Origin of the sequence: Botrimarina mediterranea (assembly GCF_007753265.1) — a bacterium.
Classification (GTDB): Bacteria; Planctomycetota; Planctomycetia; order Pirellulales; family Lacipirellulaceae; genus Botrimarina; species Botrimarina mediterranea.
Genome location: NZ_CP036349.1, coordinates 5,390,111 through 5,411,028, shown reverse-complemented (window position 1 = coordinate 5,411,028; position 20,918 = coordinate 5,390,111). Strand labels below are relative to the sequence as shown.

Sequence of the window (20,918 nt, the reverse complement as noted above, 5' to 3'; positions counted from 1 at the left end):
GGAGTTGGCGCGCAGCGGCGCGACGACACGCCCTCTACCATCGACCGCCGTGGCGCGGAATCTTTCGCGCAACCGTCAAGGTTTCGCAGGGGCTAGCAGCGCGGGCGCCGCTTGCTGCGCCGCTGCAACATCGAGATTCGCCAGCGCCGCGCGGACCTGCCGCAAGACGTCGTAACGCCACGGGCCGATGACGACGGCGACGCCGTGGTCGGGTTCGGCGACGCCCATGGCTCGCTCGATGGCGGCGAGGAGTTCAGGAACCCCAACGCCGTGCGGGGCGTCGGTCGCAACGACGGTGGGCGGGATCGTCTCGCCCGCGGGCGCGAGGTCGGCCTTGGTGGCGACTTCGACGATCGCGGCGTCGGGCGAAACTTCTCTCAGCAGTGAATCGTGCAGCGTGATCGACTCCGCTGAATCGAACGTCGCGGCCTCGCGCGCGACGACGACGATATCGGCCGAACGGAGCGTCGCGAGCGCGAGCTCGACGCCGGCGGCCTCGAGCGCGTCGTTGGTCGCGCGGACGCCGGCCGTGTCGGCGAGCGTCGCCGGCCAGCCGCCGATGGCGGTCGCGGCGGTGACCACGTCGCGCGTCGTGCCGGGCTGGTCGAAGACGATCGCGCGGTCGTAACCCACCAGCGCGTTGATCAGGCTGCTCTTGCCGACGTTCGGCGCGCCGGCAATCACGACACGCCACGGCCGCGTCAGATGGACGCCCAGCCGCTCGCGGCTTAGCAGGTCGTCGATGAGTTCAATCGCGCGTTCCGTCTCGCCTTCACGGACGAGTTGAACCACCGAATGCAACGCGGCTTCGAGCGCCCCGCCGAGTTGGTCGAGCAGAACCCCCGCGACGCGCTCGGTCGGTGCGTTCGAGAGCGCTAGACGTAGTTCGCTACCAAGGTGAGCCGTCGGCGCTAGCCGCGGGTGAGGCGCCGTTCGACAGGCGTCACCCGCGGCTAGCGCCGACGACTCAATTGACGCCATAATCGCTGCGGACGCGGCGACGCCGCCGTGGCAGTGGACTTCGACGCGGTCTTCGGCGGTGCGGACGACGACGAGCTCCTCGCCCGGCGCGTCGTCCTCGGCGCGACGCCAACGGCCGAAGCGGATGGCGTCGATCGGCGCTTCGGCAAGGGGTTGCGATCCTTCGAACCAGTGATCGACGAGCGTCGCGGCGTTGTCGCCGACGACTTCGACGACGGCGATCGCGCCGCGGCCGGCGGGCGTAAGGACGCGGACTTGCGCTGCTGCGCCGCTTTGAACGCCGCTTCCTGGCGGCCGCGGCTCAAACTGCCGGGGTGGGTCGTTGTTCACGACGCGGCTTCTGCCTTCAACGTGTCGGCGGCGATGGCGATGCCGGCGAGCGTCAGGTGGGGGATGTATCGCACCGACAGGTCGGGGCCGCCGATCAGCCGCGCGATCGACGGCGCCGCGCCGCCGGTGAAGAACACCTGCGGCGGGGCGGTGAGTCGGTCGCGTTGGCGGGCGATGAGTTCGCGGATCGCGCCGACCGCGCCCCAGAAGACGCCGGCACGGATCGCGGGTTCGGTGGAGCGGCCTACCGCGTCGGGTGATTCGTCGAGGTCGCCGAACTGGATGTCAGGAAGTCGATCGGTCTTCTCGGCGAGCGCGCGGGCGGCGAGCGTTGGGCCCGGCAGGATGGCGCCGCCTTCGAGCGCTCCGTCAGTAGCGATGAGATCGACAGTGATCGCGGTGCCAACGTCGATGACGATTGCGGGCCGGCCCTCGTGACGCAACCGATTGGCGGCGATGGCGGCCATGACGCGGTCGACGCCGATGCGCGACGGCTCGTCCACTCGCAAGACGATTGGCGCCGTCTCGCTCGCCAGTCGCTGCACGACGAAGCCATCGAGGAGCGACGCGATCGCCGCCTCGGCGGGGCGCGACACGCTCGCCAAAGCGACGCGCGGCCGGCTATCGCCGATGGCATGAAGCCAATCCCGCAAAGCGCCCGCGCAGAGGTCGCTGAGCGAACCGGTCAGCGTCTCGGCGGGCTCGGGGAGGAGCGGCGCAGCGATCGGCAGCGTCGCGCCTTGCGCCTCGGCGATGCAGGACGACGCCGCTTCGGCGAACAAGCCGAGCTTGACGCGGCTGTTGCCGATGTCGATGGCTAGGAGGCCAGTGGTGTTTTCGGTAGTGCTCACGATGCCCCTACGATACCACGGCAGGCTGGTCGCTTTCTTGCCCCCACTGGGACGACTAGGCTAGTAAGCCATTGTTCTGTAGGAGGCGTCGCCGACGCCGATTTCGCGCACCACGCCGCTTTGGGGTGGATGCCGTAATCGGCGTCGGAGACGCCTCCTACAGGGATTCTGTTTGCGTCAACGTCCCGAGCCCCGAATGTCCGCACCGACTGACCAAGACGCCATCGCCATCATCGGCGCCGGTATCGCCGGCCTTGCCGCGGCGCGTGTGCTCGCTCGGGCGGGGGCGTCAGTGCAGGTCTTTGATAAAGGTCGCGGCGTTGGCGGGCGGGTCTCGACGCGGCGGGACGATGCTCTCGCTGGTGGTGGCCGGCAGTTCGATCACGGCGCGCAGTACTTCACTTGTGAGTCTGACAAGTTCGCTGCGCAGGTCGCCGATTGGGTCGCCGCCGGCCTGGCGGCCGAGTGGACGGGGCGGCTGGCGGTAATCGACTGCGACCTGGACGCCTGCCGCTTGGCCGACCCGCCGCAGGCGAAGCAACGCTACGTCGGCGTCCCCGGGATGAACGCGATCGCGGGGCGGCTGGCCGACGACGTCGCCGCCGCGGGCGGCCGAGTAACGACCGGTGTACGGGTCGCGCCACTCAAGCGGGGCGATGGCCGTTGGCGCCTAGCGGCGGAATCGGGCGAGCCGCTGGGCGACTTCGCCAAGGTCCTGGTGACCGCCCCGGCGCCCCAGGCGGCCGAGCTGCTGACCCCGTCACCCGCCCTGTCGAACGCCGCCAAAAGCGTGCGGATGTCGGGCTGTTGGGCGGCGATGGTCGCCTTCGACGGCCCGATTGCGACGGAGATCGATGGCGCGTTTGTGAACGGTCCGCCCGAGGCCACGGCGCTGAGCTGGTTCGCCCGGGAGGGGTCCAAACCGGCCCGTTCGGAGGGCGCCTCGGAAGGGCCCGTAGGAGGCTCTCAGTGGGTCCTGCATGGCTCGCCGGCGTGGACTGAGTCAAACCACGCCATCACCCCTGAACGGGCCTTAGAAGGCCTCCTAGAGGCCTTCTGGAAGGCCCTGGGGCTCCCTCCCCAGCCGGTCGCCTACGCCGAGGCCCACCGTTGGCGTTTCGCCCTCCCGGAGAACCCGTTGGCCGCCCGAGCCATCTCCGATCAGGCCCTTGGCCTGTACGCCGCCGGCGACTGGTGCGGGGGCCCGCGGGTCGAAGGGGCCTACCTCAGCGGCCTAGCCGCCGCCGAGGCGATGCTATCGCGGGCGGCGACTGTCTAGCGGCGCCGATTCGTGAGCGTCTGAGCCGTGGGCGCGGGAGATCGATTGGGAACTCTCCCTGGTGAAGCGGCGTCCCAGTAGCGTCGCCAAGCAGCATTACCAACCGGAGGGGACACGCTGGCGAAACGAAAACCCCGGACAAGCCTGCTGGCCTGCCCGGGGCGAGTCGTATCAGAGATGCCGTACTTGAGTGTGCGCCGTACTCCACTCTGCAGAACCGACGAGGGCTCATTGAGGAACAGTCAAAGCTGATTCCGCAGAGTGTTTCGCTTCTCCGGGGCATTGCACCCCGGAGCTGGGTCAGACGTGGACCGTTATCACAGTGGTCAACAAAGCGGGTTCCGGTCCGCGTCTGAACGCGAAGATAGTTGGCGGATGGCTGTCTGTCAGGCCTTTTGCACAAAAGTTAACAAAAAACCCTGTAGCCCTGGTGACACCGCTGGCGCGGATTCTAGAGGGACGAGGGGTTGAGGGACGGGGGACGAGGGGACGCGCGAGCGGCCTCCGGTCTTTCCCTCAGCCCCTCAATTCCTAATCCCTAGCCCCTCCCTCTTCAGTCCAACGGCTTCACCCAAATCTGGCGGAAGCGGACCACGCTCCCTGGGTCGTGGCCCTGAAGGGCGAACGTCCCCTTGTCGATCTTGCGGCCCGCCATGCGGCCTTCGCGCTCGACGCCTTCGGGCTCGGTGTAATCGACGGTCACCTTGCCGTTGACGCGCACCGTGATGTGCTTGCCTTTGACGGTGATGTGCTCGACGTACCAGTCGCCGTCCTCGACGGGTGACACGTCCATCACGTCAACGATGCCGTAGAGGCCGCCCGTCTTGCGCGGGTCGCCGTGCGACTGGTTGACCTGCACCTCGTAGCCCTTCATCGGCCAGTCGGTCTCTTGGTACTCGGTGTGGAAGTAGACGCCCGAGTTGGCTTGCGGCTCGGTCTGCACCTCGACCCACAGCTCGAAGTCCTTGAACTCTCCGTCGTTGACGTCGCCGGTGTAGAAGAGGTGCGAGCGATCGCCGTGCACGACGATCAGGCCATCCTCGACCTTGAAGGTGTCCTTGTTCTCGCTGGCGGTCCAGCCGGTGAGGTCCTTGCCGTTGAACAGCTTCGTCCAGCCGTTCGCTTCGGAGGGCGTGGTCGCGATCGGCAATTCATTGTCACCCGACGCTTCGACCGCCGTCGTGCTGTTGGGTGTCAGAGCGTTGTCGGGGACGAAGACGGCGGAGTCACCTGCCCCGTCCTGGGCTGTCGCCAACGAAGCACAGGCGAGCAGGGCGCAGCCAGCGAGAGTTCGGTACATCAGGGGTGCGTTCCTATCGGGGGAGTAAAGTAATCCGCGAACGAAGAGCCTCGGACTCCCGAGGTTAATCGCCCGACAGTGTGAGAACCAGCCTGCGGCCGCCGGCATGGTTGCGGTGTTCACACAACGTGATCCCTTGCCACGTGCCGAGCGCCAGCCGCCCATCACACACGGGGATCGACAGGCTGGCGCCCAGCAGCGACGCCTTCACGTGGGCCGGCATGTCGTCGGGCCCCTCGCAGGTGTGCGTGTGCGGGAACGTCTCCGGCGCGAGGTGGTTGAACGCTTGTTCAAGGTCGTGTCGCACGTCCGGGTCGGCGTTCTCGTTGAGTGTCAGGCTCGCCGAGGTGTGCTGGATGAACACGTGCAGCAGGCCGACCTTCGTCTCACTGATCTGCGGCAACGCCTCGACGACACGCCGGGTGAAGAGATGAAACCCCCGCGGCAGCGGCGGCAGGTCGAGCGTCGTCTGGGACCAGGGCATGATGCGGGCGGTGCTAGCGTGAGGTGTCGAGGCAATCTTACCACATCGAACGCGGCCGCTGCGTGGCTGTTGTGGGAGGGGTCTGGAGACGCCTCCCACAGGGAACTCGGGTTGTTCCGTTTCGGTCCAAAGTGCTACGCAACGTATTCGAATCCATCGATTGCGAGACTCCCCAGCATGCCACGCCCCGCGATCAGCGTTGTCCTGCCCGTCTACAACGGCGAGCGCTACCTGCGCGAGACGCTGGCCAGTTTGCGTTGGCAGTCGTTCGCCACTTGGGAGGCGGTCTGTGTCAACGATGGGTCGACCGATGGCTCGCTCGACATCCTCCGTGACTACGCCGCGGCGGACCAGCGCTTTCGGATCATCGATCAGCCCAACGGCGGCATCGTTGCGGCGCTCAACCGCGGGCTCGCCGAAGCGCGGGCCGATTGGGTTGCACGGCTCGATGGCGACGACATCGCGTTGCCGCACCGGTTCAAGACGCAGCTCGACTTCGTGCGACGCCGCCCCGAGACGACGGTCGTCGGCTCGGCGGTCACGACGATCGACCCCGAGGGGGACGTGCTGCGGACGCTGCCGTGTGTGACGGAGCACCAGGCCATTGAGAACGCGCTGTTAGCCGGCGACGCGCCGATCGCGCACCCAACCGTGCTCGTGCGGCGCGACGCCGTGCTCGCCGCGGGCGGCTATCGCAGCGCGTACGAGTGGGTTGAGGACGCCGACCTCTGGCTACGGCTCGCGCGCGAAGGTCGGCTGGCGAACCTCGCCGAACCGTTGGTGCGTTATCGATTGCACGCCAACTCGGTTTGCTGGACGAAGCGCGCCGAGCAACAGCAGCGGCTCGCGCGCTTGCTGCGCGAAGCCCGCGCCGAGCGCGGCCTGCCGCCGCTCCCCGAGCGTGAAGCGTCGCAGCGCCCGCTCTCCGACCCGCGCGGCAAGTGGGCCCGTCAAGCGGCCCGCGACGGACGCGTCGGCGTGGCGATGAAGTGGGTGCAGCGGCTCGTCGCCGACAAGCCGTTGGCGCCGAGCAGCTGGCGCATCGCCGCGGAGACAGCTTTGCGTGGAGCGATTGCCGTTGCGACGGGGCGGCGCGAGCGGTTGCCGGTGTTGCCGGATTGGCGGGAGTTCGATTGCGTGGCGAGCGGCGCCGCGCAGCCGCGAGCGGCGTGAGGTTTTGTTGAGCCGCCGTGCGGAGGTTCGATTACAGTGCGGGCATGTTCGATTCGCCCCTCGACCGTCACCGCCGCACGAAGCGATCGATGCTGCCGTTCTGGCTGCTGATCGTGACGATTCTGATCGTCTTCGGTTACTGCCTCTACGCGACGGTGGGCCCCAACCCGCCGATCATCGTCAGCAAAGCGACAACGCACCTGACAACGCCGCTCGGCAAAGACGGCCTGCCCGACTACGCCGCGGTGCTGCTGGCCGACGCGATGAAGGGCGTGACGCCGGAGACGAACGCGGCCGTGCCGTTGCTGGAGTCGATGGATATCGAGGAGTTCGACAAACTCGAGCCGTCCGAGAAGGACAATCTCAAGCTTGTCTTCGACAAGATTGGCGCTGCGTGGCCGCCGGATGAAACCCGAGCGATTCCTTCACTGTTCTCGAAGGAAGTGAGAATTGGGGCAGTGCGACTCTATCGAGAGCGAGTCCCGCGTCCTGCGGACATAGAGATCGTGAACATCGGAAGCGGCGGCAACGATTCAGAAGTTGATGAGTCTGTAGTAGAGCCATGGGATGACGACTGCTGCGGCATCTCGGATGAAGACTTCTGGCGTTTAAGCGAGGAGGAGGTCGCCAATGACGAGCGAGCCCGGTTTTACTATGACAGCATGCTTGACCGGCCTTGGTCACAGAACGATCTACCGTTCGTAGCCGACTGGTTTCATGAGAACGCCGAGACGATCAATGCCATTGTCGCGGGGCTTGATCGACCGGAGTGGGCATTGCCGAAATCTGGCTGGATCCGTGGGGAACGCGATCCGAGCAACTGGCTTGATATCTTCGCCATGACGGGTTCGCGTCAGATCGCCCGTACACTTCTGGTGCGAACGCTCTACGACATCGGCGAACAAGATTGGCAGGCGGCGCGTCGCGACGGGCTGGCGATCATGAAGCTTGCGACGCACCTTGCCAACGATGTTTTCGTAATCGATCAACTCGTCGCCAACGCCATCGACGGGATGGCTGCTTCCGCAATTCGGCGGATTGCTCTGGATCTGGAGACGCCCGCCGACGAATTGCGAGCGCTACTGAAGGAGTTTGATGCAATCGGACCAGCCAGCCGAATGAGCGACACGATGGATAGCGGGGAACGCTACTACTGTTTGAATGAAGTGATAACTTGCGCCAATTCCAGTGACCTCGGCGAACGCCTAGTCGGGACCATGAGCATGACGACGTTCCAGGCCGAGCCGCTACCGGCGCTCGTCCATCAAACACTGTGTCGATGCTCTGTCGATTGGAACGTCGTCCTCCGGCGGTTCAATACAATGTACGATCAGGTGGTTGTCGCCGCGAAGATTACAAATGGTCGCGATCGTCGCATCGCTCTGCAGCCCATCGACGCCGAGATTGGTGCGGCTCAAGAGAGGGTGCAGAGCACGGCGTCGGGCTTGGGCCGAATGTGGACCTCCGCCGCGCGCGGCGAGCTTGCGGCGGATGTCCTTCAGTCACAGTCTTTCTTTGGGTTTGAACAGTATTTTGCGATCGAGGATCGCAACCGAATCGATCGCGCTCTAACTCGCACGACTATCGCCCTCGCCATCTACCGCGCCGAGCACGGCGAGTACCCCGAATCGCTCGACGACCTCGCGCCAGATGTTCTACCGACAGCGCCGGTCGATCCCGTCTATGGCGATCCGTTGAGCTACCGCCGAACCGACGGCGGGTTCCTTGTCTACTCGCTCGGCTTCAACGGCGTCGATGACAACGGCAGCAACGACGGCGAGTCGTTGGGGTATGGGTTCGAAGTCTTTGAGGGGATTCGGACCGACGAGATGGACGACGAGACCGAAGCCGCCAACCTCACCGCAAAGATCCCCAAGGGCGCCGACGACCTCTCGCTCCGTGTTCCGCTACCGATCAAGCCTTGGCCGTGGGAGAGGGCGACGGGGGAGGGGAGCGACGACGCGGCTAGTGATCCGTTGATGGCGGACTAGAAGTCTTCGCAGCCGGTTCTCACTCTGAGCCGTCAAGCGAAGGGGTCGTGCTTTACGCTGCACCAAACGCACAACGGCGGGGCGCAGCTTTCGTTGCGCCCCGCCGCTGGTTGCCCCATCCCCAGTTGTGGATGGCCCTCTTGTGGACGGCCCGGTTGCGGCGTGCCGACTATTCGGACAGACGCACCAAGCCCTCGGCGGTCTTCGATAGCTCGCCCATCGTGATCGATTGCTCTTCGATCGCGGCGGCGACGGTGTTGGTGTTGCCCGATACCTCGGTGACGCTCTCGGTGATCAGGCGGATCGACTCGGCCACCTCGGAGATACGGGTCTGAATCTCCTGGACCGATTGCTCGATGCTCTGCGTCGCGTTGGAGGTCTCGGACGCCAGGTCCTTCACCTCGTTGGCGACCACCGCGAAGCTGCGGCCCGACTCGCCGGCGCGGGCGGCCTCGATCGTGGCGTTGAGCGCCAGCAGGTTCGTCTGGTCGGCGAGTTCTTGGATCACGCCAACGACCTTGCCGATCGCGCGGCTGCTCTCTTGCAGGGCGTCGGTCGCGGCGGTCGAGGTCTGGGCGTGCGACTCGGCCTGCTGGGCGAGCGTCGCCGTGCGGGCGATGTTCTTGCTGATCTCTTCGATCGTCGCCGCCATCTCGGTCGTGCTGGTCGCGACGCTATGGCCGACGGTCTGGGCTTCCTTCCTGGTGCGGAGCTGGTCAGTGATGACGCTCCAGGTCGCCATCGCGCCGATGTACTCGCCCTTGGGGTTGGTGATCGGGCTGACGAGCAAGTCGAGCGAGTCCTCGCCGACCTGGATGATGGTCTGCACCGGCAGGTTCGACGGGTCTTGCAGCACGCGGCGTTGGTGCGACGGGTCCTTGTGGAACTGGTCGATACAGGTTCCGACGATCCGATCGACCGACACCGGCAGCTGGTGTTGGATGCTGCGGAGCGTCTTGAACGACGCGGGGTTCATGTAGCGGATCACGAGGTCGCGGTCGGCGAACATCACGTTGATCGGCAGGTTCTCGACCATGTTCGCCAGCCGCTCGGCCTCGACGCCAGCGGACTTGGTGGCGGTGATATCCGAGGCGATCTTCACGATCTTCACCACGCGGCCCGTCTTGTCGAGCACCGGGTTGTACGAGGCCGAGATCCAAATCTCCTTGCCGCTCTTGGTGATGCGCTTGAACTCGCCGGCGGCGAGCTTGCCGGCGGCGAGGTCGCTCCAGAAGACGCGGTAGGAGTCGGTCTTGCTCTCGGCCGGATCGACGAAGAGGCGATGGTGCTGGCCGCGGATTTCGCCGAGCGTGTAACCCAGCACCGACAGAAAGTTCTCGTTGGCGTCGAGGATATCACCCTGCGGCGTGAACTCGATGATCGCCTGGGCGCGGCCGAAGGCGTCGAGGACGGCGCGGGCGTCGTCGGCCGAGTTGTCGCTAGCTGCCTCGGCGGGGATGCGCGAGGTTTTCGTCTTGGTCATGAACATGATCGGGGTCTCAACGGAACGGAGAGGGAGGGGTGCGTGTGCGGGGCGGGACGCCGCGTCGGGGCCGTGACGCCACGAGAGGTTGGGTCAATAACCGGCGCCACGCGGCAGAGACGTTGGAAACCACACGAGGCAGCGCAACCGCTACAGCCGTTGTGGGCGTCGCGAAGAAGGGGCGAGAAACCGCTCCAGAGACCGGCGCAGACGGCGCCGACGGCACAAACCGGCGATAAGAAGGCGGCGCGAGAGCGCCGCAAGATTTCGGATATTTTTATGCGCGGCGTTCGGGTTGAGCCGCGCGTAGTGATCGTGGCGAGGCGCGCGACGTTAGTCGTCGGTGGGAAGCACCATTCGATCTAACGCGACAACAGGCGCACACCGACGACTAACGTCGCGCGCCTCGCCGTCAATCGCAGGCGATGTGCATTGCGCCGCTCCCAAAAGCAACAGCGGCGGGGAATCGCGAGGATTCCCCGCCGCCGTTTGCCCCATCCCCTGATGTGGAGCCGACTATTCAGAGAGACGCACCAAGCCCTCGGCCGTCTTCGACAGTTCGCTCATCGTGATCGATTGCTCTTCGATCGCGGCGGCGACGGTGTTGGTGTTGCCGGAGACCTCGGTGACGCTCTCGGTGATCAAGCGGATCGACTCAGAGACCTCGGCGATGCGGGTCTGAATCTCTTGGACCGACTGCTCAATGCTCTGCGTCGCGTTCGAAGTCTCGGACGCTAGGTCCTTCACCTCGTTGGCGACCACGGCGAACGAACGGCCGTTCTCGCCGGCGCGGGCCGCTTCGATCGTGGCGTTGAGCGCCAGGAGATTCGTCTGGTCGGCGAGCTCTTGGATCACGCCAACCACCTTGCCGATCGCGCGGCTGCTCTCTTGCAGGGCGTCGGTAGCGGCGTTGGACGTCTGGGCGTGGTTCTCGGCCTGCTGCGCCAGGGTGGCGGTGCGGGCGACGTTCTTGGAGATCTCTTCGATGGTCGCCGCCATCTCGGTCGTGCTGGTCGCGACGCTGTGACCGACGGTCTGGGCTTCCTTCTTGTTGCCTTGCTCGGCCTGGACTTCCTTGGTGATGTCTGAGGCGAGCTTCACAACGCGGACGACCTGACCCTGGGCGTTGAGCACGGGGTTGTACGAAGCCAAGATCCACACCTCACGCCCGCCCTTGGCGAAGCGTTGGAAGCGGCCGGCAAAGAACTCGCCCTGACGCAAGCGGCTCCAGAACGAGGTGTACTCGCCGCTGGCCGTGTAGGTGGGGTCGCAGAACATCCGGTGGTGCTTGCCGCGAACCTCGTCGAGCGAGTAGCCGAGCGTCGACAGGAAGTTGTCGTTGGCCTTGATGATGACGCCGTCCGGCTCGAACTCGATCATCGCCTGCGAGCGGCTCAACGCATCGATCAGAGCGGTCTGCTCGAGCATCAGCTGCTTGGTAGCGGTGATGTCCGAGGCGATCTTGACGACCTTCAAGACGCGGCCCGTCTCGTCGAGCACGGGGTTGTAAGAGGCCGAGATCCAGATCTCCTGGCCGCTCTTGGTGACCCGCTTGTACTCGCCCGCGGAGAATTTGCCGCGGGCCAAGTCATTCCAGAACAACTGGTAGGCCGTCGATTTGCTCTCGGCCTGATCGACGAAGATCCGGTGGTGCTGACCGCGAATCTCGCCGAGCGTGTAGCCGACAACCGAGAGGAAGTTCTCGTTGGCGTCGAGGATCTCGCCCTGCGGGGTGAACTCGATGGTCGCCTGGGCCCGGCCGAAGGCGTCGAGGACTGCCTGCGCGTCGTTCGGGGCGGGGGTTTCGACCGCGGGGATGCGCGAGGACTTCGTCTTCGTCATGAACATGCTGGAACTCTCAGAAAACGGTGGGCGGGGAGGGTGGGCCGCCGAGCGGGGTGTGAACCCCCGTTGGCGGGCATGCCGTAATCTGGGTTAGCCCGGCGCGCCCCGCCTTGGCGCGGATACGGCAAGTACGGCCAGAGTTCCGGGGTCAAAACCGATAGGCGCGGAGGATCCCGACCCGAATCGAGCCGAAAACGCCCCGAAGAATCCGCGTTATTTACCCAATCCATCGCCACACGGGCGTGGCTCTCTTCCGGGACTTTTTAGTAAGTTTTTAGCCGCTGACGGCGGGTATTGCGGATCGGTACGATTGTGCCTACGGATGGCCGCGAAGGCCGTGATAGCGAAGTTCGAATATTGACGGACCAACTGGACGACCCAGCCCGCCTTCGCTCGACGGCGTCAACCCGCCAATTATCATGAAGACCCCCGCCGGCGGGCGCCTTCGGCTTGCCACCCCTCCCCGTCTACGATGGCTCATCCCTTCGCTCACTCCGTCCTTTCGCAGTCGCCCCTCGCATGAAGATCGCAGTCATCGGCACCGGCTACGTCGGCCTCGTCACTGGCACCTGTTTCGCCAACAGCGGTAACGACGTCACCTGCATCGACATCGATGAGAAGAAGATCGAGCGGCTCAAGGGGGGCGTCATCCCGATCTACGAGCCGGGCCTCAAGGAGCTCGTGCTTCGCAACGCCGAGGACGGACGCCTGCACTTCACGACCGACACCGCGGCGGCGGTGAAGACAGCCGAGATGATCTATCTGGCCGTCGGCACGCCGCAGGGGGATGACGGCGCCGCGGACCTGTCGGCGATGTGGGCCGTCACCAAGGCGATTGCCCCGCACCTGCGTGAGGACGCGATCGTCGTCACCAAGAGCACGGTCCCGGTGGGCACCAACGCCCGCATCTTCGCCATTCTGAAAGAGTTGACCGGCCGTGAGTGCCACGTCGCCAGCAACCCCGAGTTCCTCAAGGAAGGTGCGGCGATCGACGACTTCATGAAGCCAGACCGCGTCGTGGTCGGCGTCCGCGACCCCGAGGTCGGCGAGAAGCTCCGCCAGCTCTACGCGCCGTTCTTGCGGACCGAGAAGCCGTTCCTGGTGATGTCGCCCGAGTCGGCCGAGATGACGAAGTATGTCGCCAACGCGCTGCTCGCCACCAAGATCAGCTTCATCAACGAGATGGCCAATCTCTGCGAGAAGATGGGCGGCGACATCAACGACGTCCGCCGCGGCATCGGCCACGACAGCCGCATCGGCTTCGCGTTCTTGTTCCCCGGCGTCGGCTACGGCGGCAGTTGCTTCCCCAAAGACGTCCGCGCGCTCACCGCGATGACCGAGGACAAGGGAAACCTCCCCGAGATGCTCCGCGCGGTCGACAGCGTCAACGAACGGCAGAAGACGGTGCTCTTCAACAAAGTCAAGTCGCACTTTGGCGATGATTTGGCCGGCAAGAGAATCACGGTCTGGGGCTTGGCGTTCAAGCCCGAGACCGACGACATTCGCGAGGCGCCGGCGCTGGTGCTCATCAAGCAACTGCAGGACGCCGGCGCCACGATCGTCGCGCACGACCCCGAGGCGATGGAGAACGTCGCCAAGGAGACCACCGGTATCGAATTCTGCGAGTCGATGACCGAAGCCGTGAAGGGCGCCGACGCATTGTGCATCTGCACCGACTGGAAGGCGTTCAGCCAGCCCGACTTCGCCGAGATGTACCAGCTGATGGCGTCACCGGTCGTCTTCGACGGCCGCAACCTCTACGACCCGGCGCGCATGAAGGCGCGTGGCTTTTGCTACCACAGCATCGGCCGCGTCGCGGTCGATGGCCGCAAAGCGTGAAGCGATCGAGCGTTCGTCAGCAGCGTTACGCGTTTAAGTTAGCCGCCTTACACAACGGCGCCTCGGCCCCGAAAAGCCGCGGCGCCGTTGTTCTTTTCGGGGGTTCGTCAACTCAGGGGGCCTTCCTAAAGTTCCCCCTGTGGGCTGGGTCTCATCGAAGCAATCGACGTTCCGCATGACAGGAGGGGCTAAACAATGACGCATCGCTACACGACTCTCGCCGCCAGACGAACCGCGTTTACGCTCGTCGAACTGTTGGTCGTGATCGCGATCATTGGGGTGCTCGTCGCGCTGCTCTTGCCGGCGGTGCAAGCGGCGCGTGAGGCGGCGCGGCGGACGCAGTGCAACTCACAGCTCAAGCAGATCGGATTGGCGATCCAGAGCTACCACGACGCCAACGGACAGTTCCCAACAGGCCGCACCTCGACCGATGAGTTTGGGGTGTCCTGGGCGTACGCGATCCTGCCGCAAATCGAAGAGCAATCCCTTTACGATGCGTTCGACCCGAGTCAGCCGGTTCACTCGGAGGCCAACGCGACGGCAATGCGGACGCCGATCGCTGTCTACGCCTGCCCTAGCCGTGGACCCGCGACGGCCGATCGCGACTTCGACAACAACGAACAGGGCGCGGGCGCCAACGGCGAACCCCGCGGCGTCGCCGTCCGGGGCGACTACGCCGCCAATGCCGGACTCGAAGAGGACACCGGCATGGAAGACTCGGACTACCTCGAGGGTGAGGTCGACTTCCGTAGCGGCCACGTCGACTGGTCGCTTTCAGGGCCGATCTTCAGCAACTCGAAGATCGAGTCCCGCAATGTCACCGATGGGATGTCGAAGACACTCGCAGTTGGTGAGAAGTTCATCCCGCAAACCGAGGGGGATTGGGACGACAAATTCATCCACGCCGCCCAGGGCGATACGTGCTTCCTCGCGTCAGACAATATCACCACGATCATGCGCGGGACCGAGGACGGCCTTGGTGACTCGTCGGATCGCATCGAACAGGGCAGGCGTAACCAAGCGGCCCAGCTTTTCGGCGCGAGCAATCACCCGGGGATCGTGATGTTCGCCTTCCTCGATGGACACACCGAGGCGATTAGCACTGGCCGCAGCGGCCGGGCCGAGACGATCAACCCCAACCAGATCCGCGACGTCCCCAGCAGTCTCGACGCTGAGGACCAGGGGCTGATCGACCAATGGGGCTGGCTGATGGCGATGAGCACCATCGCCGGCGAAGAGGTCTGGACGGACTGAGACGCCCAAGAATCCAACAGGATCTTCGCCAATAATCGTGACCGATTGGCGAACGGCTCGATGCTAGGCTGATTTGCGCGGTGGCTGATGCCGCCGCCAAAGCGTCGAAATCCGGGGCCGGGCGATGGACCAGAAAGAGATCACCAGGCCGAATGGCGGAATTCGGATAACTGGTACTTCGGCATCTACAACAGCCCTCGAGATACCCGCGTATGGGTCGCAAAGCGGATCCCATGGACCGGCTGGACGCTGAACTTCGCCCACCGCGCGGCGTGGATCTGGACCTTTGGCGTTGTTGTGCCTGCTTTCGTGGTTGCCTTTGTCGTAACTGCGGTATCCATAGCTGTATTCAAGTAGAGGCCACGTCGCCGCTACACATCGACAGCTAGGTGGGGAGTCAAACCAGTAGCGGCCCGCCCTCTCGCTCTTCCCACGCCTTTCGCACCTCGCCTAAGCCGTAGACGCAGAGCTCGAACTCTTGGCTGAGGCGTTCGAGCAGTTCGCTCGGCGCCGTTTCGCGATCGACCTGGATGCGGCTCGCGGCGGCGTAGCTGCGTTTGCCGAGCTCACGGTAGTTGAGCAGCGCATCCTTGCCGCCGAGGTGCTTGTTGCGCGCCGCGATGTCGGGGAAGACGCCGGTCCAGAAGAGCGTGAAGTCGCCGATGTGGCGGTGGAGCTGCCGCTTGGCGGGGCCGCGCCGGGCCTCGGCCTCGGCAAGCATGTCGGCGACCTGCGTGAGGCGTTCGCCCCGCACACTGCGGACGGAGTAGATGTCGTCCGACGCCAGGAACCGCGACAACAGCGCGGCGATGTAGTCGATCAGCGGCGGGTCGGCAACGCCCAGCTCGACCATGAAGGCCTGCTCGGTGACGCCGGCAAAGAACCGTCGGGCGGCCGACGCTTGCTGTTCGGCCTCGGGACGATCGTCTCGCATGGTTGGTCGCTCTCCGTGTGACGCTCGGCGGATGAACGCCGCGCCCGTGGGGAGCGAACCACTGTGTGCGATCGGTTGGAGCGCCGTCGTAGCAATCTCGTGGCGCCGGCCCCAACCGCCGACCGTGGCCCCGACCCCGCCCCTGATAGAGAGAGGTCACACCCTCGGACGCGCCGTTGTGGATACGCGGCTGGTAACGCGAATGGTCGATCACGCCGCCAGCCGCCGCCTGTGGCAGCTACCAATATTCTACCTGGCGAGTTTGGTCGATGCCAAAATCGGGCCAGCAAATTGCATCGGCCCGTCGGAGGGCATGGCTGGAGAGATTTACCACAGAGGCACTGAGAGCACGGAGGAAGCACTGAGACAAGACTAACAGGATGGCCAGGATCGGTCTGCGAACGTGGACAATCCCTTTTCCAGTAGATCCGGTCAAACTCTCTGTGCGTCCTCAGTGTCCTCTGCGTCTCTGTGGTTACTTGAGAGCCGCCAGTAAGGTCGCCACGTAGTCGCCGACTTCCTTCAGCACTTCGGCTTGCGGGCGGGTCGCGGCTTCGGCGACGCGCTTGACGATGGCCGAGCCAACGATTAGGCCGTCCGCTACGGGGGCCAGCAACTTCACGTGCTCCGGTTTGCTGACGCCGAAGCCGATGCAGATCGGCAAGTCGGTCTGCGTCCGCAGCCAGCCGACGTTGTCCACCAGTTGCGGCGGCAGCTCGGTGCGTTCGCCCGTGATGCCGGCCACCGAGACGTAGTAGACGAAGCCGGTGGACGTTTCGCAGATCCGCACCGCCCGTTCTCGCGGCGTAGTGGGCGTCACGAGCTGGATCAGCGACAGCCCGCGCGCGGCGGTCACCTTCGCGAGCGCCGCCGACTCGTCGAGCGGCAGGTCCGGTACGATCAGTCCCGCGACGCCGCGCTCGGCCACGTCGTCGCAGTACTTCTCAACGCCGTGGCGGTAGATGATCGCGTAGCTGACCATCGTCACCACAGGAGCAGGCAAAGCCGGGCACGTCTCGCCGAGCATCTCCAAGATCGAAGCCAGCTTGATCTTCTTGTTCAGAGCCCGGGTGTACGACGCCTGGATGACAGGCCCGTCGGCGATCGGGTCGCTGTAGGGGACGCCCACCTCGCAGAGGCTCGCCCCCCGGCCAACGACCTCCCGCAGCACCGCGGCGGTGAAGGCCACGTCGGGGTCGCCGGCGGTAACGAACGGCATCAGGGCCTTGCGGCCTTCGGCGCGGAGCTTGGCGAAGAGGTCGGGGATCGCGGGCATTGCGATGGCGGAATTTGGATTGCGGATTGCGGATTGCGGAAGTCGACTACGGCGAGTCGTCGGGGCGGAGCCGCATCTTCTCGATTCGGCGGGCCGAATGGTAGAGCCGGAGGATGCGAAGCTCTCTCCCGGCTTGTTCGTAGAACAGCAGATAACGACCGATGAGCACGCGGCGGCAGCCGCCGACGCGGTGGTCTCGTTCACCTTGGGTCGGCTGAGCGCACAGCAAGTGAATGCGGCGATCAACTTCATCGACAAAGCGGTCGGCTGCCTCGGCGCTGTCCGCAGCGATGTGCTTCCAGATGGCGCCGAGGTCTCGGCGTGCCGGACCAGTAAAGATCGGCTGAAGCATCAACGGCCGCCGTGCTGCTGATGCATCTCAGCAAGAAACGCATCCTTGTTCCACGGGGCCACGTCACCTTGGGCGATGGCCTCTTCGGCCTCCTCTAGCCCCCGCCGCATGTACTCGATGTGCTCGGCGTCGGCCTCGGGAACCGCGGGCTCCTCGAAAATTACGTACTGCTTGTTCGTCTTGGGGTCGCGAATACGAAGACAATGGTCTTCCGACTGGGCGAGCGCTTCGACTTGTTCGGGCGTGATCTGGACCATGGCAATGCTCCGGTTGGTTAACCGTAGTTTACTCCCTTCAACCGCGCGATCTCCATCGCGTCCTTGTCCCCACGCCCGCTTAGGCAGATAACCACGATGTCGTCCTTCGAGCGCTTCGCCGCTAGTTCCATCGCCTTGGCGATGGCGTGCGACGTTTCGAGCGCGGGCATGATCCCTTCGTGCGACGCGCAGGCGTCGAACGCCGCCATCGCTTCGTCGTCGCGGCAGCTCGTGTACTGCACGCGGCCGGCGTCCTTCCAGTAGCTGTGCTCGGGGCCCACGCCCGGATAGTCGAGGCCCGCCGACATGCTGTGGACGTCGCACGTCTGGCCGTCCTCGTCCTGCATGACGTACGAGAAGCTGCCGTGCAGCACGCCGGGCTGGCCGTAGGTGAGCGGGCTGGCGTGGTCGCCGGGATTGGCGGAGCGTCCGCCCGCTTCGACGCCCACCAGCTCGACGCCTTTATGCTCAACGAACGGATAGAACATGCCCGCCGCGTTCGAGCCGCCGCCGACGCACGCCACCACAAGGTCCGGCAGCCGGCCGAGCCGCTCTTGGCACTGGGCGATCGTCTCCTTGCCGATCACCGACTGGTAGTCGCGCACGATCCGCGGGAACGGGTGCGGACCGACGACCGAGCCGAGGATGTAGTGCGTCGTCTCGACGCTCGACATCCAGTCCCGCATCGCCTCGTTGACGGCGTCTCTTAAAGTGCGCGAGCCGCTGGTGACGGGCCGCACTTCGGCGCCGAGGAGCTTCATCGCAAAGACGTTCGGCGACTGTCGGCGGATGTCCTCTTCGCCCATATAGACGATGCAATCCAGGCCGAAGTGCGCGCACGCCGTGGCGGTGGCGACGCCGTGCTGGCCGGCGCCCGTCTCGGCGATGACACGCTTCTTGCCCATCCGCATCGTCAGTAGCGCCTGGCCGAGCGTGTTGTTGATCTTGTGGGCGCCGGTGTGGTTGGTGTCCTCGCGCTTGAAGTAGATCTGGGCGCCGCCGCACTTCTCGCTGAGCCGCTGGGCGTGATAGAGCGGCGACGGCCGCCCCACGAAGTCTCGCCACAGCACGGCCAGCTCGTCCTGGAACGCTTGGTCCTTGACGGACTTCTCGTACTCGGCCGTCAGCTCTTCGAGCGCCCGCATCAGCGTCTCGGGCACGTAACGACCGCCGTAAGCCCCAAACCGCCCAAGGGCGTCGGGGAGCGTCGTGGGAACGGCAGTGTCTAAGGAAGTCGTGCTCATCGGTTATCCTGGTGGGGTAAGCCGTCTATTGTCGGCTGGAGCGGCTCGGCGGGCAAGCGGACGGGAACCGCCAAGACGCCAGGAACGCCAAGGATCGCCAGGGGATTTCACCGCGGAGGACGCGGGGGACGCGGAGAGAGGGAATGGGTGTGGACGAGCGGTCTCAATCACTATCGGAACTTGTCTATCGTCATCGGGCGATTTGGGCGCCTGCGGTTTGGTTTGGCGCCGTGGTGTCGATCGAGTTTGCCCTCAACGCGGCGGTCTACTTCCCAATCCCACGACCAATCCTGCAATGGCTGCTTTGGACAGGTCCCAATGTCGTCGCAGCAGCTATGAGCGCATTCATAGTTTTGGCAAGCCTTTGGACGGGGTTGGGCGTTGGATCATGGCCTTGGCGGATCGTAAGTGCTCTGACGGCAATAGGTTTGCTAGCGGTTATTCAGTCGTCGGGATTGCTGCCGCTGCTCATAGTTTTCTACTCATTACTTTGGAGCGTGTGGGCAGCGATCGGGTGGTGGGTCCGCTGGCGTTGGCGACGAGTTTGGGGGCTTATCGACCGATCAGCCAACTCAAATGCCGGCCACACAACAATTAAGGACCTTTTGATTCTGACTGCGCTATTAGCGTGCGCTCTAGGGCTGGGGGGCTGGTTGTTACGTCGGGAACCCATTGAACAAGACATCTATGACTCGATGAAGGGTTGGTCATTTGTCTTGTCAGTTGGCTTCAATTTCGTCTGCATGCTTGTAGCAGCCGTCAGCCTGTTTCCGGTTCTAATCGCAATGTTGCCAATCCATCCTCAACCGCTCAGTTGGCGTAGAGCGATCATCGGAGGAGTCGTCTCCACTCCACTGATCGTGCTAGTAAATGGCCTAATGGCGTACCCGCACTACTCACAAGTGTTCGGGCAGATCAACTTAGGATGGACCATACTGATGTGGCTTGTCAGTGCAGCATTTCAGGTGCTGGCCATCGTCGCGTCCATCGTATGGCTACGTTGGGCTGGTTATCGGTTAGTCGAGTTGCCATCGGCCCGCTCGTCAGAAATGACCATGACTTCAACGCCGATCCATCCCTGAACTCCTTTTGTTCTCCGCGTCCTCCGCGAACTCCGCGGTGAACCTCCCCCTGGCGATCCTTGGCGCTCCTGGCGTCTTGGCGGTACCCATGCCCGAGCTACCCGAAGTTGAGACCATGCGGCGGGGCGTCGCCGAGGCGGCGGGCGCTACGGTCACCTCGTTCGAGCGGTTGCCTTGCCCGCGGAAGCCGATCGGGGTGGCGCCGCGCGTGGACCATTTGCGGCGGCGTGTCGTTGGACGTGGGGTGGCGGCGGTTGAGCGGCTGGGCAAGCGGGTGGTCCTGCGGCTGGAGACGGGCGACCGGCTGGTGATGGAGCCGCGGATGACGGGGCTGGTGGGCGCCGGTGATTCGCCCGATCCGTTTTACCTGCGGGTTGAGCTGGGACTTGAGGGCGTTGGTCTGGAAAGGGTTTGGTTCTGGGACCGGCGGGGGCTGGGGAAGGTTCGGCTTTATTCGGCGGCGGAGTTTGCCGTTGAGTTGGGGCCGGAGAAACTGGGGCCGGATGGGCTGGTGGTTTCCTCCGACGACTTGCATCGCCGGCTCGCCGGCAGCCGTCGGGCCGTGAAAGTGGCGCTGCTGGATCAGCGCGCGGTCGCGGGGATCGGGAACATCTACGCAGCGGAGATTCTGCACGTGGCCGAGGTGCACCCCGCGACGCGATGCGACCGGCTCACGCAAGCGACGTGGCGGCGCATCGCCGAGGCGACGCGGGCGGTGCTCGAAGAAGCGGTCCGCTACGAGGGCTCGTCGCTCGGCGATGGCACGTATCGCAACAAGCTCAACGAGGACGGCGGCTACCAACTCCACCACCGCGTCTACGGCCGCGCGGGCGAGCGATGTCCGCGCTGCGGCGGGACCATCCAGCGGATCGTCCAGGCGCAACGCTCGACGTTCTTCTGCGCGAGTTGTCAGCGGCGAAGGTGATGTCGATCGGCTCATTTAGCCCCCGGTCATTGACCGGG

General features: G+C 64.9%; 19 protein-coding genes. 8 read left to right on the top strand and 11 right to left on the bottom strand.

Annotated elements, in window-relative coordinates:
- Positions 1-75: 75 nt before the first annotated feature.
- Together Spa11_RS20790 and Spa11_RS20785 are read right to left on the bottom strand one after the other, a co-directional pair.
- Entirely contained in the window at positions 76-1,311 is a 1,236-nt protein-coding gene (locus tag Spa11_RS20790; protein WP_145116402.1) for a GTPase, read from the bottom strand.
- Positions 1,308-2,162 carry a type III pantothenate kinase gene (locus Spa11_RS20785; protein ID WP_197529559.1) on the bottom strand — a complete coding sequence of 285 codons (855 nt, stop codon included), beginning with the start codon at positions 2,160-2,162 and terminating at the stop codon, positions 1,308-1,310. Before Spa11_RS20785 ends, Spa11_RS20790 begins: the two co-directional genes overlap by 4 nt.
- A 196-nt stretch (positions 2,163-2,358) precedes the next feature.
- On the opposite strand from Spa11_RS20785, the gene Spa11_RS20780 reads away from it, so the two are divergent.
- A complete protein-coding gene (locus Spa11_RS20780) occupies positions 2,359-3,441 on the top strand; it encodes an NAD(P)/FAD-dependent oxidoreductase (protein ID WP_145116398.1) in 1,083 nt (360 codons plus the stop codon).
- Positions 3,442-3,994: 553 nt separating this feature from the next.
- Here the strand turns inward: Spa11_RS20780 and Spa11_RS20775 are convergent.
- Positions 3,995-4,741 carry a 3-keto-disaccharide hydrolase gene (locus tag Spa11_RS20775; protein ID WP_197529558.1) on the bottom strand — a complete coding sequence of 249 codons (747 nt, stop codon included), beginning with the start codon at positions 4,739-4,741 and terminating at the stop codon, positions 3,995-3,997.
- A gap of 64 nt (positions 4,742-4,805) precedes the next feature.
- Positions 4,806-5,228: a secondary thiamine-phosphate synthase enzyme YjbQ gene (locus tag Spa11_RS20770; RefSeq protein WP_449240234.1), complete on the bottom strand. Its 423-nt coding sequence runs from the start codon at positions 5,226-5,228 to the stop codon at positions 4,806-4,808.
- A 174-nt stretch (positions 5,229-5,402) separates the two neighbouring features.
- On the opposite strand from Spa11_RS20770, the gene Spa11_RS20765 reads away from it, so the two are divergent.
- Positions 5,403-6,398, top strand: coding sequence for a glycosyltransferase (locus tag Spa11_RS20765; protein ID WP_197529557.1), 996 nt, complete (start codon positions 5,403-5,405; stop codon positions 6,396-6,398).
- A gap of 44 nt (positions 6,399-6,442) precedes the next feature.
- Positions 6,443-8,389 carry a hypothetical protein gene (locus Spa11_RS20760; RefSeq protein WP_145116388.1) on the top strand — a complete coding sequence of 649 codons (1,947 nt, stop codon included), beginning with the start codon at positions 6,443-6,445 and terminating at the stop codon, positions 8,387-8,389.
- Positions 8,390-8,558: 169 nt separating this feature from the next.
- On the opposite strand, the gene Spa11_RS20755 is transcribed toward Spa11_RS20760, so the two are convergent.
- Together Spa11_RS20755 and Spa11_RS23510 are read right to left on the bottom strand one after the other, a co-directional pair.
- The gene (locus tag Spa11_RS20755) at positions 8,559-9,872 is read right to left on the bottom strand and encodes a methyl-accepting chemotaxis protein (RefSeq protein WP_197529556.1); all 1,314 of its coding nucleotides are present in this window, start codon (positions 9,870-9,872) and stop codon (positions 8,559-8,561) included.
- 516 nt (positions 9,873-10,388) lie between these two features.
- Positions 10,389-11,720 (bottom strand): methyl-accepting chemotaxis protein, encoded by a 1,332-nt coding sequence (locus Spa11_RS23510; protein WP_145116383.1) that lies wholly within the window; start codon positions 11,718-11,720, stop codon positions 10,389-10,391.
- Between the two features lie 516 nt (positions 11,721-12,236).
- Between Spa11_RS23510 and Spa11_RS20745 the strand changes: the two genes are divergently transcribed.
- The 3 genes from Spa11_RS20745 (at position 12,237) to Spa11_RS23670 (ending at position 15,167) form a co-directional block, all read left to right on the top strand.
- Complete coding sequence (locus Spa11_RS20745; protein WP_145116381.1) at positions 12,237-13,556, top strand: UDP-glucose dehydrogenase family protein; 1,320 nt, start codon at positions 12,237-12,239, stop codon at positions 13,554-13,556.
- Positions 13,557-13,751: 195 nt separating this feature from the next.
- Positions 13,752-14,810, top strand: a complete 1,059-nt coding sequence (locus Spa11_RS20740; protein ID WP_145116379.1) for a DUF1559 domain-containing protein — start codon at positions 13,752-13,754, stop codon at positions 14,808-14,810.
- An 87-nt stretch (positions 14,811-14,897) separates the two neighbouring features.
- Positions 14,898-15,167, top strand: coding sequence for a DUF5808 domain-containing protein (locus tag Spa11_RS23670; protein ID WP_391503294.1), 270 nt, complete (start codon positions 14,898-14,900; stop codon positions 15,165-15,167).
- Between the two features lie 40 nt (positions 15,168-15,207).
- On the opposite strand, the gene Spa11_RS20735 is transcribed toward Spa11_RS23670, so the two are convergent.
- From Spa11_RS20735 to trpB, 5 genes are all read right to left on the bottom strand, one after another.
- Positions 15,208-15,744, bottom strand: a complete 537-nt coding sequence (locus Spa11_RS20735) for a hypothetical protein (protein ID WP_145116377.1) — start codon at positions 15,742-15,744, stop codon at positions 15,208-15,210.
- A gap of 475 nt (positions 15,745-16,219) precedes the next feature.
- Positions 16,220-17,020 (bottom strand): tryptophan synthase subunit alpha, encoded by an 801-nt coding sequence (gene trpA, locus Spa11_RS20730; protein ID WP_145116374.1) that lies wholly within the window; start codon positions 17,018-17,020, stop codon positions 16,220-16,222.
- 46 nt (positions 17,021-17,066) lie between these two features.
- Positions 17,067-17,372, bottom strand: a complete 306-nt coding sequence (locus tag Spa11_RS20725; protein ID WP_145116372.1) for a type II toxin-antitoxin system RelE/ParE family toxin — start codon at positions 17,370-17,372, stop codon at positions 17,067-17,069.
- On the bottom strand, positions 17,372-17,629 hold the full coding sequence (locus Spa11_RS20720; RefSeq protein ID WP_145116370.1) for a hypothetical protein: 258 nt from the start codon (positions 17,627-17,629) through the stop codon (positions 17,372-17,374). The genes Spa11_RS20725 and Spa11_RS20720 overlap by 1 nt, the downstream gene beginning before the upstream one ends.
- A gap of 17 nt (positions 17,630-17,646) precedes the next feature.
- Complete coding sequence (gene trpB, locus Spa11_RS20715) at positions 17,647-18,873, bottom strand: tryptophan synthase subunit beta (protein ID WP_145116367.1); 1,227 nt, start codon at positions 18,871-18,873, stop codon at positions 17,647-17,649.
- Positions 18,874-19,016: 143 nt separating this feature from the next.
- Between trpB and Spa11_RS20710 the strand changes: the two genes are divergently transcribed.
- Both Spa11_RS20710 and Spa11_RS20705 read left to right on the top strand, forming a co-directional pair.
- On the top strand, positions 19,017-19,955 hold the full coding sequence (locus tag Spa11_RS20710) for a hypothetical protein (RefSeq protein WP_145116365.1): 939 nt from the start codon (positions 19,017-19,019) through the stop codon (positions 19,953-19,955).
- Between the two features lie 37 nt (positions 19,956-19,992).
- Entirely contained in the window at positions 19,993-20,880 is an 888-nt protein-coding gene (locus tag Spa11_RS20705) for an Fpg/Nei family DNA glycosylase (protein ID WP_315851337.1), read from the top strand.
- Positions 20,881-20,918: the final 38 nt, after the last annotated feature.

Excerpts from the sequence above, each read along its gene's own strand:
- Spa11_RS20780 (WP_145116398.1), top strand. The coding sequence starts at position 2,359 with ATGTCCGCACCGACTGACCAAGACGCCATCGCCATCATCGGCGCCGGT.
- Spa11_RS20775 (WP_197529558.1), bottom strand. The coding sequence starts at position 4,741 with ATGTACCGAACTCTCGCTGGCTGCGCCCTGCTCGCCTGTGCTTCGTTG.
- Spa11_RS20765 (WP_197529557.1), top strand. The coding sequence starts at position 5,403 with ATGCCACGCCCCGCGATCAGCGTTGTCCTGCCCGTCTACAACGGCGAG.
- Spa11_RS20760 (WP_145116388.1), top strand. The coding sequence starts at position 6,443 with ATGTTCGATTCGCCCCTCGACCGTCACCGCCGCACGAAGCGATCGATG.
- Spa11_RS20755 (WP_197529556.1), bottom strand. The coding sequence starts at position 9,872 with ATGACCAAGACGAAAACCTCGCGCATCCCCGCCGAGGCAGCTAGCGAC.
- Spa11_RS23510 (WP_145116383.1), bottom strand. The coding sequence starts at position 11,720 with ATGTTCATGACGAAGACGAAGTCCTCGCGCATCCCCGCGGTCGAAACC.
- Spa11_RS20745 (WP_145116381.1), top strand. The coding sequence starts at position 12,237 with ATGAAGATCGCAGTCATCGGCACCGGCTACGTCGGCCTCGTCACTGGC.
- Spa11_RS20740 (WP_145116379.1), top strand. The coding sequence starts at position 13,752 with ATGACGCATCGCTACACGACTCTCGCCGCCAGACGAACCGCGTTTACG.
- Spa11_RS23670 (WP_391503294.1), top strand. The coding sequence starts at position 14,898 with ATGCCGCCGCCAAAGCGTCGAAATCCGGGGCCGGGCGATGGACCAGAA.
- Spa11_RS20735 (WP_145116377.1), bottom strand. The coding sequence starts at position 15,744 with ATGCGAGACGATCGTCCCGAGGCCGAACAGCAAGCGTCGGCCGCCCGA.
- trpA (WP_145116374.1), bottom strand. The coding sequence starts at position 17,020 with ATGCCCGCGATCCCCGACCTCTTCGCCAAGCTCCGCGCCGAAGGCCGC.
- Spa11_RS20725 (WP_145116372.1), bottom strand. The coding sequence starts at position 17,372 with ATGCTTCAGCCGATCTTTACTGGTCCGGCACGCCGAGACCTCGGCGCC.
- Spa11_RS20720 (WP_145116370.1), bottom strand. The coding sequence starts at position 17,629 with ATGGTCCAGATCACGCCCGAACAAGTCGAAGCGCTCGCCCAGTCGGAA.
- trpB (WP_145116367.1), bottom strand. The coding sequence starts at position 18,873 with ATGAGCACGACTTCCTTAGACACTGCCGTTCCCACGACGCTCCCCGAC.
- Spa11_RS20710 (WP_145116365.1), top strand. The coding sequence starts at position 19,017 with ATGGGTGTGGACGAGCGGTCTCAATCACTATCGGAACTTGTCTATCGT.